Annotated in this window: 9 protein-coding genes; 8 read left to right on the forward strand and 1 reads right to left on the reverse strand. The window is 39.2% G+C overall.

The window, feature by feature from the left end:
- Window positions 1-25 precede the first annotated feature (25 nt).
- The 8 genes from Q0093_RS11460 (at window position 26) to Q0093_RS11495 (ending at window position 16,840) form a co-directional block, all read left to right on the forward strand.
- Entirely contained in the window at window positions 26-226 is a 201-nt protein-coding gene (locus tag Q0093_RS11460; protein WP_297305283.1) for a hypothetical protein, read from the forward strand.
- A 102-nt stretch (window positions 227-328) separates the two neighbouring features.
- Window positions 329-1,372 carry a hypothetical protein gene (locus tag Q0093_RS11465; protein ID WP_297305282.1) on the forward strand — a complete coding sequence of 348 codons (1,044 nt, stop codon included), beginning with the start codon at window positions 329-331 and terminating at the stop codon, window positions 1,370-1,372.
- A gap of 230 nt (window positions 1,373-1,602) precedes the next feature.
- Window positions 1,603-4,629 carry a T9SS type A sorting domain-containing protein gene (locus Q0093_RS11470; protein WP_297930556.1) on the forward strand — a complete coding sequence of 1,009 codons (3,027 nt, stop codon included), beginning with the start codon at window positions 1,603-1,605 and terminating at the stop codon, window positions 4,627-4,629.
- 451 nt (window positions 4,630-5,080) lie between these two features.
- Window positions 5,081-6,973, forward strand: a complete 1,893-nt coding sequence (locus Q0093_RS11475) for a T9SS type A sorting domain-containing protein (RefSeq protein WP_297930561.1) — start codon at window positions 5,081-5,083, stop codon at window positions 6,971-6,973.
- Window positions 6,974-7,083: 110 nt separating this feature from the next.
- Window positions 7,084-10,404: a SusC/RagA family TonB-linked outer membrane protein gene (locus Q0093_RS11480; protein WP_297930564.1), complete on the forward strand. Its 3,321-nt coding sequence runs from the start codon at window positions 7,084-7,086 to the stop codon at window positions 10,402-10,404.
- Between the two features lie 18 nt (window positions 10,405-10,422).
- The gene (locus Q0093_RS11485) at window positions 10,423-12,450 is read left to right on the forward strand and encodes a SusD/RagB family nutrient-binding outer membrane lipoprotein (protein WP_297930567.1); all 2,028 of its coding nucleotides are present in this window, start codon (window positions 10,423-10,425) and stop codon (window positions 12,448-12,450) included.
- A 30-nt stretch (window positions 12,451-12,480) separates the two neighbouring features.
- Window positions 12,481-13,815: a glycoside hydrolase family 99-like domain-containing protein gene (locus Q0093_RS11490; RefSeq protein WP_297930569.1), complete on the forward strand. Its 1,335-nt coding sequence runs from the start codon at window positions 12,481-12,483 to the stop codon at window positions 13,813-13,815.
- A 157-nt stretch (window positions 13,816-13,972) separates the two neighbouring features.
- Window positions 13,973-16,840, forward strand: coding sequence for a DUF5010 domain-containing protein (locus Q0093_RS11495; protein ID WP_297930572.1), 2,868 nt, complete (start codon window positions 13,973-13,975; stop codon window positions 16,838-16,840).
- A gap of 463 nt (window positions 16,841-17,303) precedes the next feature.
- On the opposite strand, the gene Q0093_RS11500 is transcribed toward Q0093_RS11495, so the two are convergent.
- The gene (locus tag Q0093_RS11500; RefSeq protein WP_297930575.1) at window positions 17,304-17,504 is read right to left on the reverse strand and encodes a DUF6132 family protein; all 201 of its coding nucleotides are present in this window, start codon (window positions 17,502-17,504) and stop codon (window positions 17,304-17,306) included.
- Window positions 17,505-17,642 lie beyond the last annotated feature (138 nt).

Raw genomic sequence — 17,642 nt, forward strand, 5'->3', positions numbered from 1 at the left:
TCATTCCTATAATAAAATACGACAAATGAAAAAGTACATACTATCAGCCTTATTGGTATCGGCAATTATTTGCGGACTCGTCTCATGCGACCAAAGCGACGACCTTCCTCCGAAAACCGAAAATTCATCTACTAAATACTTATTACCTAAAGGAACAGTCATGACCTCCTCAGAAAGAGATTTGTGTAATGATAAAAAAACAGAATATGAACTTGCAACAAAATAAAAACTCATATTCCTCTCCGGGAGAAAATAAAAATGATTTTCAAAAAAATTCAAATGAACTCTATAAACCGAATAATTTATTAATCACTTAAAAATCAAACAAATGAAAAAAATCTTTTATTTTTTATGTTTAAGCGTCATTACGCTTACATTCTCATCATGCAACGATGACGATAACGATGACACAAAAAAACCGACATCCTTTGATGAAATCGATGAAAAAATCATGTACTCCTTCGAGACCTCATCTCAATCAATGTCCAACACCTTAGATGTGAAAGTTATTCTTCAAGGTGAAGAAAGCGGAAAATCATTCACTGCTCCGGAAGATATAAATATTCCGTTTGAAGTAGATGCAGCAAGTACGGCAGAAATCGGAACAGACTACTCGATCGACGGATATACACCGACAGAAACTGCCGCTGCCGATTCGGACGAACCGAAACTCAAACACTTCATTACCGTAAAAGCAGGAAGTAATGAAGGAAGTGTGCGTTTCACAGCCGGAGAATCTGTCACAAAAATCAAAGAAATAATCTTAAAACTGAATGCTCCCGAAAAAAATACCGACAAGTTCTATTTGGGAAACTATGACCAAATGAATATTTACATTACTAAAGCTAATACCGATTTCAATAACTTTGCAGGAAACTGGAAACCGGTAGAGATCACAAACAAACTAAACTGGATAAACTTAGAAATCCCGGCAGAAGATTATACAAATCTGCCCGAAACATTCAATGCCGATGATTATCTTGAAATCGTGAATATAAACGACAGTAAAAAAATTGTTCCTCACGTGACAGGAAGCCTGAAAAATTATTTCTGCGGTGCAGAACATGAAGTTTCTTTCTTAAGCGTAGAAAATTTCTTTGACATGTCTATGATAGATAATTGGGACGGAATCGACATCATATATTACACAATAAAAGGTGCCAACAAATATTTTTCAGCGACAAAATCCGAACCGGCAGATCTCAAGATAGGTTTTTACAAAGTAGATGACAATACCATCAACATATTCATTCACGAATATGTCCCAACCGACTTTTTCTACTCTTCGTTCAATGATACATTCTTCGGCGAATGGAACTTTAACGCGCCATCGGTATTCGGTATTACTTACAAGTTCACCCGAATACAATAAAGATCTATAAAATATAAACTCTGAGAACCTGATCTGATAGTATTTTTATTGGAAAATTTAGATAGGCTCTGAGGCTGCCCCAAATAAAAAAATGAGGCAGCCTTATTTATAAACCCCGATATTAAACACGATATATTCTCTTTTTAATCTGTATTTAATACATTATTCGAGGATTTCTTAAGGACGGACGGTTATTTTTGTTTTTTACATTAATTCAATATCTTACAAAAATGAAAAACCGACGACTACTGATTTTATTCATTTCCGGGCTGTTATCGAGCCTTGTATCAGCAAAAGAAATCTATGTTGCCTCTTTCGGAAACGATTCGAATCCCGGTTCGCAAAACGAACCTTACGCAACATTAGGAAAAGCATTTACCGTTCTTGAAAATGACGATACGATTGTCATACTGGACATATTAAACATACAAAACGAAACTTCGGGAACAGGAATAGGACAAATGGAAAACGATTGCCTTGGTCTCAAATTCCCGTCTGACAAGAAAAATATCGTTATACAAGGGCGCTCTCCCGAAACATCCGGTATCGACGGGACATCTCTTATTTTAGGACAACGGATATTATTACTGCAAAATGCCGAAAACCTGACAATTAAGAACATCTCGATAACTAATGCGCTGAAAAATATAAATCCCATGGTAATAGGTGGTGGAGCAATTAGTATCGAAGGTGGAAATGTCTCTATCGAGAATTGTAATTTCGATGCCTGCGGATCACCTACCCTCCGTTATGGAGGAGTCATTCAAGCCGATAACGCCATCGTGACACTGAAAAGTTGTAGTTTCGTTCGTAGCAATGCTTCTTATGGAGGAGCTATATACGTCGCATCCGGAAAGTTAGTTGCAGATAATTGTTCTTTCATGCAAGGTAACGCTACTCTCGGCGGCGCTATCGCAACACAAGCCAATACCGTCAACACGATTACTCCCGAAGAAAAACAGGTTTCCATTTTTTGTTCTAACTCGTACTTCTATAAAAATAATGGTTCGGCAGGCGGTGCGATAACCGTAAGCAATTCGACAAATACCAATGCGGTCAAACTCCACATCGAGAGTTGTGCATTTATAGAAAACACCGGACGAGGAGGAGCAATCTCCCTTGAAAATAAAAAAACAGCGATCAATGACTATCAGATCATAAATTCCACTTTCTACAAAAACAGTACTTCAAACGATGCCGGAGCAATCATGTTGCTTGCCGGCCAAACAGGAGAAACATTCGATCTGATCAACTGTACCATTACCGAAAATACGACAACCGGAAATGCAGGACATGGAGCAGGAATCCGATTCTATAACGACGATACATCAACCAGCCAGACCGTATTGAAAAGATTATTGAACTGCATTATCGAAAACAACTATGCAACAAACAACGGAAGTAAATTTCAAAACTCCGATCTATCGTTCCGTCATACACCCGAAACCACTTATTTAATTATTAAAAACTCTTTTATAGGAAGTGATGGAAACAATAATATCAACGTAAAAAATTACATGGAAGACAACCTCTTCAACTACTATTCGGCAGTAGAATCTCTTGCAGAATTCGAAGGTTCTGTTTCCGAACATATTCTGTCTGACAAGTGTATTCCTGTATTAGAATCTTCCCTCGCCTCTAATTATGGAAATCCCCAATGGCTGCAAGACGTCGGAATAAATACTGACCAAAAAGGGAAAAACAGACCGTTTACCAACAATCGGTGCACGATCGGATCGGTAGAAGTAGCCTCTACTTTAAATCCGGGAACAGAACCCGGCGGGACACCCCTATATACAAGTTATAATAATCTGGTAATGGCCGGTTATCAAGGATGGTTTTCTGTAAAAGGTGACAACTCCGGAAACAACGGATATGTCCATTGCGGCCGAGACGGAAAATTCGAACCGGGATATGCCGGAATAGAATTTTGGCCTGATATGACCGAATACACAAAAAAATATCCGGTCGATTTCGTCCATTCCGACAATAGCCAAGCCTATTTCTTCAGTTCATCCGACGAGGAAACAGTCGATCTGCATTTCAAATGGATGCAGCAATACGGAATAGATGGAGTATTTATCCAAAGATTTATATCATCCATAACGAGTGAAGCGATCGGAAAAGTTTTAAAGCATGCCGTAAAAGCAGCAAAGAAATACAATCGTGCCTTTTCGATTATGTACGATTGCAGCGGATTATCCACTGAAGCAGATATTTATAAAGTATTGAACGACTGGAAAATCATCAATGCCAAATACCGTTTCTCAGATCCGTCGGTTTGTCCCACATACCTTCATCACAACCAAAAACCTATGGTAGCATTCTGGGGAATCGGGCTCAACGGTAAAGCAAGTACCCCTGCACAGTTCAAAATGATGATGGACAATTTACAAGATCTGGACGGAACAAAACAAAAATTTTCATACCTATTAGGATCTTCCTATCAGTGGAGAACCGGAGGCGGTGATGCATATACCGATACTAAAGATCTTATCGAAGTATTGAAACAAGCCGACATCATCTCTCCATGGGCAGTAGGTCGCTACAATTCCATTACCGGATATATGGAACGTGTAAATAAATTTCTGAAACCTGACATATTATGGTGCAAAGCAAACGACATAGGATATGCACCTGTTGTTTTTCCCGGATTTTCATGGAGAAATCTTAAAAACCTTGAAATCGACAAGTATGATGAAATACCGCGCCTCAAAGGAGATTTCCTATGGAAACAGATTGCCGAAGCTAAAAAAGCAGGTGCACAAATGATCTATGTAGCCATGTTCGATGAACTGGATGAAGGCACGTGTATTTTTAAATGTGCAAATAGTAAAAATACCCCGATATTCGCAACCACATCAGACCCTTACGGGAAATTTCTGGGAATCGACGATGATCTGCCAACCGATTATTATCTGTTCTTAGCCGGACAAGCAGCCGAATGGCTAAAAGGAAATGCAGAATACGGCGATACCAAACCCTCTTACAAACCGATGGGAATGGGACATACAGAAATAGAATCTCCGATAACGATAACTTATGCAAATAATATCCTCTCAATCAAAGCCGTTCGAACTGGAAAAACAATTGTACGAATCTATAATACACAAGGGAATTTAATAGCCGCATTAAAAAATAAAGAACAAAATATACCTTTCAATAAAACAATTAATATATCCGCCTTTCCCAAAGGTATATATATTATACAAACTATCCTCGAAGGAAAAACATATACCACAAAAATTCAAAAATAAAATAACAACGATTTCACAAGCCATTTGATATAAAAATGAAGTACCCCCTAAAAGTTTTTTATCGAACTTTTAGGGGGTACTTCATTAAAAACATTCGCCCCATTCCATATCACCATATAAATTCTCGGTTTAATACATCTTTTTATTACTGAAAACAATAATCGTTTCCCGATATAAGTCTCTTTTTATAATAATATCATTTATTGCTAATTCACAAGCATTTACATTATTAATATAGTAGTCCTGAAATTATAATTCCCCCATCGGGAATATTAAAATCAATTTAATAAGAATTTAATATGGTTTGTAACAATGTAGTTGAGCATTTTTAATATCGCCAAATTTCTTTTGTAACAAGTTTTAAGAAGAGCCTGATCTAAATTACCGAAAAACTTAGCTCCTTCTTGAAAATACAGAATTCACAATATTCATTAACTCTAAATTTTTACTTATGAGAACTTCTACAAAATTGTGGGCAACAGCTCTACTTTTTTCGTTTTCAGCTTTTTCTTTAAGTGCAAAAGATCTTTATGTCGCAAACGCAGCTAATGGAGGGTCAGACTCCAATGACGGATTGACTGCAGAGACTCCGGTCGCTTATTTAAGTCAATTGAATGATGTAATCGCAGCCGGAGATGTAATCCATGTAAACGGAATGATTATGATGTCACAAGACCCGAATACAAAACCCGATAGAACAAGTGGTTATATACATCAACAAGCCGGAGCAAAAGGGCATCAAGGTTTTGTAATTATGGGGGGCACATGGCAAAATGTCACGATTATTGGAGAAGGATTACAATCCGGTTTCGATTCGGAACACAAAGGTCGCTTATTCCGTCTGAACGGAGGGGGTAATCTTACTTTCAAAAATCTTACTTTCCAAAATGGTCGTGATTTAGTCAATGATGGTGGTAACGGTTTCTGGATCGGAGGTAACTTAGTTGCTACATTCGAAGATTGCAAATTTATGTTTAATACTGTAGCTCACGCAAACCCCGATTCACCTACAGATTATGCAGATTCCAATGGCCGAGGTGGAGCTATTCACAAAAATGAAATTGGAGACATGAACCTATACAATTGTACGTTTACAGGAAACGAAAACCGGGAAGGTAATGCAATAAATTGGTGCGGAGGAAAACTTGTTGCCGTAGGTTGTTCTTTCATGGGAAATACGACTAAAATCAATGGCACGGGTGGTGCCATCAAGTTTTGGTGTTTGGTGGCCGGTAAACCGATTCAAGCAACTATCGAACATTGTCTGTTTATGGGAAACAGTTCCGGCAACGGTGGCGCTATTGCCATAAATGAAACTGCCGACAGAGATGATGCAGGTAACGATATTACAATCAAGGATTGTTCGTTTATCGCCAACTCTGCAACTATGTGTGGAGGTCTCCTAATCAACAATATAGCTCCCAAAAATACTAGTAAAGTAAAAGTCTTAAATTCTACTTTTGCCTATAACCAAGCGATCAACGACGGTGCTGCAATTAATTTGAGGAGTATGTCTAAAGATAGCGAATTCACAATGGTAAATTGTACGGTAGTGGACAATATCACTCAAGGTAACGGAGGACATGGCGCTGGTCTTTTGATAACGAACGATGCCGCTAATCCGAAGACAAACTGTACTAAACGCATTTACAATTGTCTTTTTCAGGGGAACTATGCTGTTGACGGAGGTAAAATGACAACTTCTGATTTGACCTTAAGAGATGCGATGGCTGAAGGAGAATTTGAAGCATACAATACTTATTTCGGCAGGTTAACCAACAATCCTATTCTTGATGGAGCAGCTATAAATTGTACGGTAAATTATATGCCGGGAAGTACAAAAGACATGGATTGGGATATACATAACGCCTCTGGTTTGTCGGATGACATATCTATTTATGCTACAAAAAGATATTTAGCTCCTTTTATCGATGAAAATGCTCCCGGACTTACTTTTGGTAACGCTGAATATCTGACACAATTCGGTATCACAACAGACCAAATGGGTAATCCTCGTAAAATTACCGGGAATTCTTGTGCCGTAGGATCTCTCGAAATGACTGAAGCAGAAATGGATGCCTCTTCCGATCCATGGAATCCTACTCTTACCAGTATCTCCAACACAACTGAAGACAAAGATCAAATCGAAATCAATGTCCGTAATGGAGAGATCGTTGTCGGAACAGGAAATAACGATGCAAACATTCAGTTATATAATATGAACGGAAGTATATTAAAAGCAACAACCGGCAGCATGGAAATAACCGATATCAACAGCGGATTCTATATTGTAAAAGCTGTTGTGGATAATCAAATATCAGTAAAGAAAATCTGGATAAAATAATAAACACAATGATAAGATATAAAGTCGTTAGAATGGTCTAACGACTTTATATCTCTATGAACCTCGATTATACAATATCACACACTAATACAAATTTTAAATTTTTATTTATGGAAATACCTAAAAAAACTACATGGAGAAATGCGCTAACGTATTTCTTGCAATGGACATCTTGTTTCCGTATTGCTTGGATAGTGGGGCTATTCCTCTGCGTACAGCTACTTCACGCTCAGAATTCTGAAATAAAGATTTCCGGATCTGTTCTCGATGCTTCCGGAGAACCTGTTACGGGTGCAAACGTATCAGTTGTCGGTTCTTCTAAAGGAACGATGACCGACTACAAAGGGAACTTTACTCTAAGCGTTCCGCCCAAATCGACCTTACGGGTAAGTTTTATAGGCTTTGAGCCTCAAACAATCAGAATCGGAGATAAAACCAATTTCCGGATTATATTAAAAGAGAACTCTAAAGCATTGAACGAAGTCGTCGTAACGGCTCTCGGTATCACCCGCGATGCAAAATCCTTGTCGTATGCTCGGCAAACGGTAAATACTGAATCAATGAGCGATGTGCGAGCTTCGAACATGCTGGATATGCTTTCCGGTAAAGTCGCAGGCCTTCAGGTAATCGGGAATGGCGGACCATTGGCATCTACACGTGTAGTTATCCGTGGTAACGGTTCTTTGTCCGGGAATAACCAACCGTTATATGTTATCGACGGTGTACCCATTATGAACGACATGGGAGAAAGCGGTGACCTCGATTACGGTAACCCTGCAAATAATATCAGTCCGGATGAAATCGAAAGTATAGAAGTTCTGAAAGGTGCGAATGCTTCCGCTTTATACGGATCAGACGGAGCGAATGGAGTTATTTTGATTACGACCAAGAAAGCAACTCGTAAAGCAGGATTAGGTGTCAGCTATAACTTCAATATGATGTTCAGTACCCTGATGCAATATCCTACTTATCAAAATATATACGGATCAGGACAAAATACAGGTTTTGAAAGAGGATATAATTATTATACAGCATCAGGTAATGGTTACTCATACGATCCGAATCTCCCCTATGGAATTTTTAACCCCAATATGGCCGGACAAGACCAACGTTGTTGGGGACTTCCAATGTTGGGATTCGATGTAGTAGGACGTAATGGCGAAATCAAACAATACTCTCCCGCCAAAGAAACGATCGAAAATATGTATCAAGTAGGTAAAGCGATTACCAACAGTGTCTCTTTCGATAAAGTAATGGATAACGGAAGTTTCCGTTTTTCTTATACCAATATTCACGCCGATGATATCTTGAAAAATTTCAACAATTTAGATCGTCACAACTTCAACTTGAACTCCACCGCTAAATTCACGAATTTCTTAAGTATGGATTTAGGGGCTCGTTACGTATATGAGCATGCCGACAATCGTGGATTCCGAGGAAGTTCTAACCGTAATCCGCTTTGGGTGGTTGCCAACTTGCCGCGCGACGCAACAATGGACGAATTGATCCCTTGGAAAAATCCGGATGGAACGGCAAAAACACAACGGGGATTTAACAATCCGTTCTGGCTATTGAACGAACTTTCCAATGAAGACTATAAGCATTGGTTTATGGGAAATGTTACATTGAATGTAACTTTTACCAACTATTTGAAGCTGAGATTACGTGCCGCAACCGATATGCAAACGACTCGGGCATGGGCATTTACCAACTACAACTCCCCATGGGATACCGACGGAGAATACAATGTACGTAATCGAATTGCAATGAACAATAATTATGAAGGAATATTAATGTACAACCAACGTTTCGGGGATGTAAGTATTAATGCCAACTTAGGATTATCTCATCAACAGATAAAATCAGAACAGACCGATTCTAAAGTCAATCAGTTATTGAAAGCCGATTTTATGAGTCTTGCCAACAATGCCGGGAACCCGACGACCAGCGAAGGAGAAAGCAACAAATGGAAAGAAGCAGTTTTTGGAATGCTTTCCGTAGGATATAAAGGTGCATACTTAGACCTTACAGCACGCAACGAATGGTCTTCGGCTCTACCGATCGACAATTGCTCCTATTTCTACTACTCTGCCGGTGCAGGTCTTGTATTTACCGATATGATTGAAATCGACAAGAACATATTATCATTTGCAAAACTTCGCGGATCTTTTGCACAAGTAGGAAATGATACCGGTTTCGACAACCTATATAATGGATACTCCTATGCCGGTTTGTTTAATGGAATTGCCTATTATAATGGAGAATCCACCCGAAAAAATCCGAATCTGAAACCTGAAAAAACACTGTCTGGAGAAATCGGTGCAGATCTTCGATTCTTAGATAGCCGTTTGTCAATAGACTACACTTATTATAACAAACGGACAAAAGATCAGATCATACGTGGAGATATCTCTCCGGTATCCGGTTATACGCAAATGATGTACAACGCCGGTGAAGTTAAAAACTGGGGACATGAACTAACAGTTACCGCGATTCCGGTACAAACCAAATTAGTAACATGGACCACGACATTCAACTGGGCAAAAAATAACTCAAAAATCGTCTCTCTTATCGATGGAATGGACCGTTATGAGTTAGGAAGCGGTGTAAATGGAGTCAAACTATACGCCGTAGTGGGCGAACCCTACGGAACTTTATACGGAAATGATTACAAACGGGATGAAAACGGTAAAATATGCGTACAACTTGATGGTCGTCCTAAATATGTATCAGACCAAGTATTGGCAAACGTTCAACCGGATTGGATCGGAGGATGGAGAAACTCGGTTCGGGTATGGGACTTTGACTTCAACTTGATGATCGATTTCAAAAAAGGAGGAAATTTCCTTTCCCGCACAGCTTGGCAAGGTGCTATCGACGGACAAACCGTACAATCTCTTGAAGGACGCTCCGAATTTTTGATGGCGAAACGTATTCTCGGAGAAACCGACAATGAAATGCATGGTATCATGGACATTGGTAATACGGTAACTCCAGGTGCAGACTTAAAGAATAATGCTGTTCTCTATCCTGATGGAGACCGTCCTAAAGGTATATATATGGAAAATGCCGTATATGACGAGTCCGAAGGCGAATGGGCAGGAAAACCGAATATGTCTTGGGTAAATCCGACTGTACACTGGACACACAATAACACTTCAAGTATGAAACGCTACATCTATGATGCCAGCTATATCAAACTGAGAGAGATCAGCATCGGTTATACGATTCCAAAAAAATGGTTACAAAAAACTCCGCTGAAAAGCGTCAGAGTATCTGCTGTGGGTCGTAACGTTGCTATACTATTCCAGAACACTCCGAAAGGAATCGATCCGGAAGCAACCCGTACTACCGGAAATGCACAGGGATTTGAAGAAGGATATGCTCAACCTTCGGCAACTTATGGTTTCGATATTAAAGTATCATTCTAATATATATAATTATAGAATATGAAAAAAATAGCCTATATATGTCTTCTTGTTTTTATCGGAAGTCTGCTCGGATGCGTCGATAAATTTGAAGAAGTTAATACAAATAGTAATAAGATGTATGAAGCGGAATTGCCGAACATCTTTGCCGGTACCGTGTACCGGACAATGAATACGGTAGCCGAATTCAATTTTATGAATGGGAACTTGTTCGCTCGCTACTTAGTGTTAGGTTTTAGAACAACACCCTCTCAAGATGAAGGCAACGGATATTACAAGAAATTTTATGTCGATATCTTACGAGATTTAAATGATTGTGAATTAGAATATGAAGGAAAGGAAGGTTTTGAAAACCGTTCAGCAATTGCCAAAACATGGAAAGCATACATATATTATGTAATGGTATCTATGTATGGTGGCATACCGATGAGCGATGCTATGCTGATCGGAAATTCCAATAAACGAGATTTCAAATACGATACGGAACTCGAAGTCTATACAAACATTTTAAAATTATTGGATGATGCTGTAAATCTATACGATCCGGAAACTCCCTACACAGCAGATGTGTTGATGCAAGATCCCGTTTTCGGAATAACGACAAATACTGCTACGGCATTAACAAATATCGCCAAATGGAGAAAATTTGCCAATACACTGCGCTTGAATGTAGCTATGCAGTCGCAAAATCTCAGCATAGATCTGGCAAGGGAACATGCTGCTAAAGCCATGGAACACGAAGACTGGCTGATTGCCTCAGTGGACGAAATCGTACAGCCGCAATGGGGAACCGACCGTGCCGCTGACCGTTCCTATTATTGGGATCGTCTGTTAAAACCATTGGAAACAGGGACATTAAGTGATTCAACATTCCCAGCATTGGCCGAATATTTGTCTTTGTATCTTTTCACTTTCAACGATCCCCGTATCGAAGCTTTTGTGGAAAAGTCAAATGCCCGCGGGACTGCGGCAGACAAACAATTCCAAGTTCGGGATACGATCACTCGTCCTCATGTTTGCGATGTATTAAATTGCACTGATTGGCTTAATCATACCATGGACGGGATGAACGATTTCCGTCGAGATTCTGTTATCGTAGGGCATTCGGTTCCTTATGTTCCGATGCGTGAGCAGGTTAGAATGCCATCTACTTGGGAAGCCGCTTATCGTCCCGGGAGTACAACCGAACGAACAACAGACCCGTTAAATACACGAAGTGTATATAATCCCTCTTATATCAAAGAAGAATTTATCAAGATTGACGCAAAATTCCGTATCCTGAACTGGGCAGATGCTTGTTTCTTAAAAGCTGAAGCAAAAACACTTTTCGGACTGGGTAGCAAAAGTGCGCAAGAATATTACGAAGACGGTATTCGTGCCTCATTTGCCCAATATGATATTTCCGGAGTTGAAGAATATTTGGCTCAGGATGGTATTAAATGGGGTACGGATAAAGTCGGGTTTAAGGATAGTCGAGGTTTATACCAAGCTAAAATTACAGGTTCAAACGGACAAGAAGGACAGTTGGAACAAATCTATAAGCAACGTTATATTGCCGATTTCTTTAACGGTATAGAAGGTTGGAATCTTGAACGCCGTACCCGTTCCATGGGTTGGCCACCGTTTATTTCAGGTGGAGCATCTTCCAACGTAGATGGATTAAATACAGTCTATAACTTTTGGACAGAACGTATGATATATCCGTTATCAGAAACTTATCAAAACAAAACCGAATACTATAAAGCTGTAGATAATCTGCAAAAAACAAGTCCGTATGCCCGTCCTGACAGATGGGGTGATAATATTTGGACTAGTTTGGGATTTGCGAAAAAAGATCCAGCAATTGATACCGCCGACGAGTTGTATTTGGGAACGAAAGTAATCTTCTTCCGTGCCGAATACTTTGAGCACCTGTATGGAACAACCTATGAAGAATTAGTTGACTATGCTAAAAAAGTATCTGGAGAAACAAATGAAGATAAAGCTCTGGTTAAAGCGTTGGATTACGAACTTATATCAGTACTTAAAAGCGGTTATTTGATAGACTAATTTAGTATTTACAGTAAAATATAAAACTACATGAAAGTAAATAAATTATTAATATACAGCCTGCTATCAGCGGGTATCATTGTTACTTCCTGTAAAGACGACAACCCGTCGATCGATGATTATTGGTTGAACTATGAAATTGAGGAGGTAAAAGTAACACAAGATATTCCGGTAGGAGTATATCTCTACAATCCGCAAGCTCCATTGGAAACCAATATAGACCAATGGACCCGCATCACGCAAGAACAGGACCTTGCTGCCGGCAAACTCGGTCCAAATACAAAACCTTGGCATGATATTCCGGAAGAAACAGAACCGGGAAAATACCATTTGGCCGCAGATACAATCGGTGCACGAGCCATGCAGAAAATCATAGAATGGTGTAATTATGGCCGCATTGACTTCATGGTTCTTCCAGGAATCAACGAAAATGCCAATGACATCTATCCGTTAAATATCGGACGGGATACTGCATTCATCGATATGGTATGCGGAAAGAACGATACATTGCCGAAAGTAGAGCTAAACGGTGTAAAATTTGCTTTAATGGTTAACATGAACAGCGTATGTTCCGATTTAAATCAAAATAATCTCGTAGAAACCGTTGCAAAGACGAGAAAAACATATCCAGTCTTAGATACGATCCCGGATATAAATAATCCAGGAATGGACATCGTCGTGACAACGCGTGTCGATACATTGATATCCCGAGCTGATCGTATTTGCAGTTATTTCAAACGGATTTCGGATTATTTCTCTGATCCGAACTATTACCATACAGGTGGACGTCCTGTCGTCGTAATAGCGGATGCTAACAAATTGTATAGCAGCGACTCTTATCACATGTACACGGCAATCCGGGATACGGTGCGCAAACACACCGGAAAAGAGATGTATCTTATTGCTCAACAAGGAGCATGGACTCCTCCTGCACGATTCCACTATTTTTATCTATCAGGTAAAGTTGATGCCGTAACTATGAAAAATATGTGTGCAGTAGGGGGTAATCAGCAAGAACGGGTAATCATGTTCGACCAGTTCGTAAATGAAAACTATAAATATAACAAAGAATATTTTTGGTCGCACTATAATGTCGATTTCGTTCCTTCAGCTTCTCCCGGTTATTCTCAATACGTAGCAAGCGAGAATAACTCCAATTATCCATGGATGCCTAAAACTCAAGAACGATTCTGGACAATGTGTAACCTCGCAAAAATGAATCTTGGAACAAATCCGATGGTATTGATTGATTCGTTTAACGACTGGACATACGATTCAGGAATAGAACCGACCGACCCGTCGTATGGAAAAGGTTATGGACTTCTATATCTCGATATGGTAAAAGATCAATTTAAAGTAAAATAACAATCTACTTGAATAAAAAGAGGTGCTTTTATGTGCCTCTTTTTATTCCTCTTATGCAAATTCTGTTTTTCGGACTGAACAAATAGAACAATCGAAAAATTTTCGCAAATAGTCTCGAAAGAGTAAAATGATACATAATACACATAAAAAAATAGATATGAAACACATCTTACGACACATCTTTATTGCCTTGTTGGGGATGTATTCTTTAACTTCCTATGCTGAAGTTAAGGAATCGACGAATAACTGGTATGTGGGCAATACACAGCCGGGAGATTGGATTCAGTACAAAAAAGTATGGTTATCAGCTGGTCACTACCGTTTCACCGGTCGCATAGTGGGAAATGGTGAAGGCCAGACCGTACATTTGGAAATTAACGGAAGTACGTTGAAAAATGGAGTAGAAGCACCGTATAATTACACCAACACATTTGATCTGGCACATTTAGGCCATAAACAGTTGGAAGAAGGTTATTATGATCTGAAATTGGTATTCGAAACCGGAAATGTCAACTGTGACATGGTTTTTATTCGCAAAGATGACAATACTTCTGATAATGTTCTTGATACGGATATTGATTTCGAAAACAACTGGAACGACGGAATGCACACTTTTGCTATCGGGGGTCATGCCGGAACTACCCGGGAATTGGCAAAAGGCGGTGACAGCGGTGATGATGCGACATGGACTTCAGCAGCTCCGGAAAAGGCTCAATATAGCCGCAATCAGGTTATCTCATGGAACAAACAGTCAATCTATAATTTCAATTTAGGCTATACACAAGAGGCTGCAGATATCTATATTTCGGAAATGGTTGAATCGAAAGTCGAAGTAATTTTTGCTCATGGGCGAGGAGAACCGGATGGAGGTGCCGAAGAATATGATATTGAAGACCGTGGATATGCTACCGGACCCGGAGGGTTACCTTGCGCAGGTTTAAAATACATGGTAGAAGCAATAAAAAGAAACCCGAATGCACGGGATAATATCAAAATCGCCTATTTTATAGATAATGCTCCTTTCCCATTGGCAGTAGAAAAATATCTGGGAGAAAAGTTTGACGTAGCAAATCCTGACCATCAAAAATTTGTATATGAGTACGCTATCAAAAAATGGTATGAAACCGTACCTCGGGAAATGCTATTCTTTACCACTCCGGATGAACTCAGCGATGAAGATAGTTTCCAAGAAGGTAAAGATGTAAAATGCGTACCTATGCAATGGTGGAGTGCCGATGCCAATATGGAACAGTACAAATACAGTAGTAAACAATGGTCGGAATTTTTCTTATATATCAAACAACGGATGAAAGAAGATTTCGATCTCGTGCCAGCATTTATTCTTGCAGATAACTTTTTGAACAAAGGGGATGCTAAAATGAAGTACATTGCTTGGGGATTGCAAGGATGGTTCGGATGGAACGATATGGAAAACCGTTGTCAGATTGTGACGCATCGTAACCAACGTAAATTTGCTTTTGCTTTCAATGGCGGTCGCCAACCGATGATGAACCTTGTGCATACCAACTGGAACCCGGAAACAAATGAAGGTACATGGGTAAAAAATGGTATCATTTACAATAGTTGGAAACCGGAATATGATACACACGTCAGTTCTCTTTTGGAAGATGGTGAAACTCCTCGCATCCGTCATATTTTCGAAGAAGGTCATGAAGTTGGTGCAAAATGGATCGTATTGGAAGCATGGAGCGACTGGCGGGAAGGTTCTGTATGGCACAGAAGCGATCATCCGGAACACCGGTTTCCGAACCAATATATGAACCTTGTACGTGAATTTGCGGACCGAGAATCGAAATCTATCATACTGGAAGCTGAAGGATGCGATGAATATCACAGTGCACAATCGGGAAACGCCGGAGGAAGTTACCGCCTAGCCTGGTATAAAGAATCGGAAAAAGATAAAGACTATTTTGATGCCAACTTAGAAGTGGATCTGAGCATATTCCGTCCACTTCATCATTTATCGGAATTAAGCAAACAATATATAGATGGACTCGATAAGCCGGCCAACAGTATTGCTGCCGGTCTGAGAGATGTATGGATGGTATGTGGAAGCGATATTTATTGTAATGAAATTGACGGACATCCGGTAAAAAACTGGAAACCAGCAAGCCAATATATGGCTACAAAAAAAATATCTTTCGGAAGCAATACCGTTTGGGCACTTTCCGCTTCAGGAAAACCATATTGCGCAGCATTACCGGGTAACCAACCCTGTGAAGTATCGAACGGATGGTCTGATAAATCTGATCCTAATATCAAAATCGTCGATATAGCAGCGACAATGTCTATGGTATGGGGTATAGATGATCAAAATAACGTATATTACCGTAACCATTCGGGAAGCAAGCCTTGGACAAAAGTTCCGGGAGAACTTACCTCGATAACTGCCGATGTCAATGCGGTATGGGGTTTCAATCCGCAAGGAGAAATCGTTCGTATGTCCGCACAACGCAAAAGCGGGTGGGAAGTCATCAAGAATCCATACAAAATCATCAAATTAAGTGCCGGAAATGAAGAAGTCTGGGGTATAACCGAAGATAACAAAGTTTATCGTATGAGTGACTCAGGATTCGGAGAATGGCAATACGTCAATGAAGGATTTAAAGATGTCAGTGTCGGTGTAGATTATGCTTGGTTATTGGACGTTGACGGATACCCATGGAAATACGAAATGAGCGGATTCCAAGACATTACAGCATTCCAGATAAATCCGATTTATACAAGCGTTACACCGGTAGAAGTAAAAGCATCTGTAAATGTAGCTCCGAATCCGTTTAAAGATCGCATCAAAGTAACAATAAACGCTTACAACGAGGAAGATATTACTCTTATTGTTCATGACTTGAACGGCAAAGTATTATTAACCAAAAAAGAAAGTGTTCACTCCGGTACAAATGAAATTACCATTAACGAAGCCTCACAATGGGTACAAGGCGTATATATTCTTACCGTAGAATATTCTGCCGGTCCTGAGAAAATAAAAATAATAAAATCAAGATAATTATTTTCTCTCATGTTTTCCATGTATCTCCTTGTCTAGTGAAATATTCCGGACAAGGAGATTTTTATTATATACCTATTTTCATCAAATAAGAACTCGCTTACATTTTACCCAACCATTTTCTGAAAGCTGCATTCAAAACATCCTTTCTTTCTTAATAAAAACATAGAAACATCTCAATACATAAAAAATAAAACTAAAAGAAGCCCAAAAGCCCAATTATAACTTATAGTAGAAAATTAAAGAGCCTGTCTCAATTTTGCTCGGGTCAAGTTTGAGAGTTTCTTTCGAGGATATTTTTCTGTTTTGACGAGAAGGATAGCAAGCTATCTGACGAGGGAAAATGAGAAAAAGACCGGAAAAAATACTAAAATGACCTGATAATATTTTTTTGTCGGAAAATTTAAACTGGTTCTAAGCAAGTCTCAAATTCAAAAAGAAACAAATAACGAACGCTTATTGGTCATTCATCTTTTTTCTCTATCCTAAATATACTAAACAACAATCCTCCTAATATTGCACCATATAATGTACTAATATAAGGAGAAGAAGAAACAGGACATGAACCTGATTCACATCCGACAAATTTCCAATATAACAGTCCGGCAATACTACCGACCAAAATACCCGCAATTAATAGACCTACTCGCATATTCAATTTCATTGTATCACTCTTATTAGATTAATAAAGATAGAAATATTTCATCGATAACTGACATATTAGTCCGAAAAGGTCAATTTAACGACAATAATAAAACTTCATTCCAAATCGGAATATGCGATAATTTAGCATGGGGAATTG

The organism is uncultured Coprobacter sp., assembly GCF_947855755.1.
In the GTDB taxonomy this organism is placed as follows: Bacteria; Bacteroidota; Bacteroidia; order Bacteroidales; family Coprobacteraceae; genus Coprobacter.

Bases quoted from the DNA above. Each gene is read 5' to 3' on its own strand.
- Q0093_RS11495 (WP_297930572.1), top strand. From the start codon at position 13,973: ATGAAACACATCTTACGACACATCTTTATTGCCTTGTTGGGGATGTAT.
- Q0093_RS11500 (WP_297930575.1), bottom strand. From the start codon at position 17,504: ATGAAATTGAATATGCGAGTAGGTCTATTAATTGCGGGTATTTTGGTC.
- Q0093_RS11470 (WP_297930556.1), top strand. From the start codon at position 1,603: ATGAAAAACCGACGACTACTGATTTTATTCATTTCCGGGCTGTTATCG.
- Q0093_RS11485 (WP_297930567.1), top strand. From the start codon at position 10,423: ATGAAAAAAATAGCCTATATATGTCTTCTTGTTTTTATCGGAAGTCTG.
- Q0093_RS11475 (WP_297930561.1), top strand. From the start codon at position 5,081: ATGAGAACTTCTACAAAATTGTGGGCAACAGCTCTACTTTTTTCGTTT.
- Q0093_RS11480 (WP_297930564.1), top strand. From the start codon at position 7,084: ATGGAAATACCTAAAAAAACTACATGGAGAAATGCGCTAACGTATTTC.
- Q0093_RS11460 (WP_297305283.1), top strand. From the start codon at position 26: ATGAAAAAGTACATACTATCAGCCTTATTGGTATCGGCAATTATTTGC.
- Q0093_RS11465 (WP_297305282.1), top strand. From the start codon at position 329: ATGAAAAAAATCTTTTATTTTTTATGTTTAAGCGTCATTACGCTTACA.
- Q0093_RS11490 (WP_297930569.1), top strand. From the start codon at position 12,481: ATGAAAGTAAATAAATTATTAATATACAGCCTGCTATCAGCGGGTATC.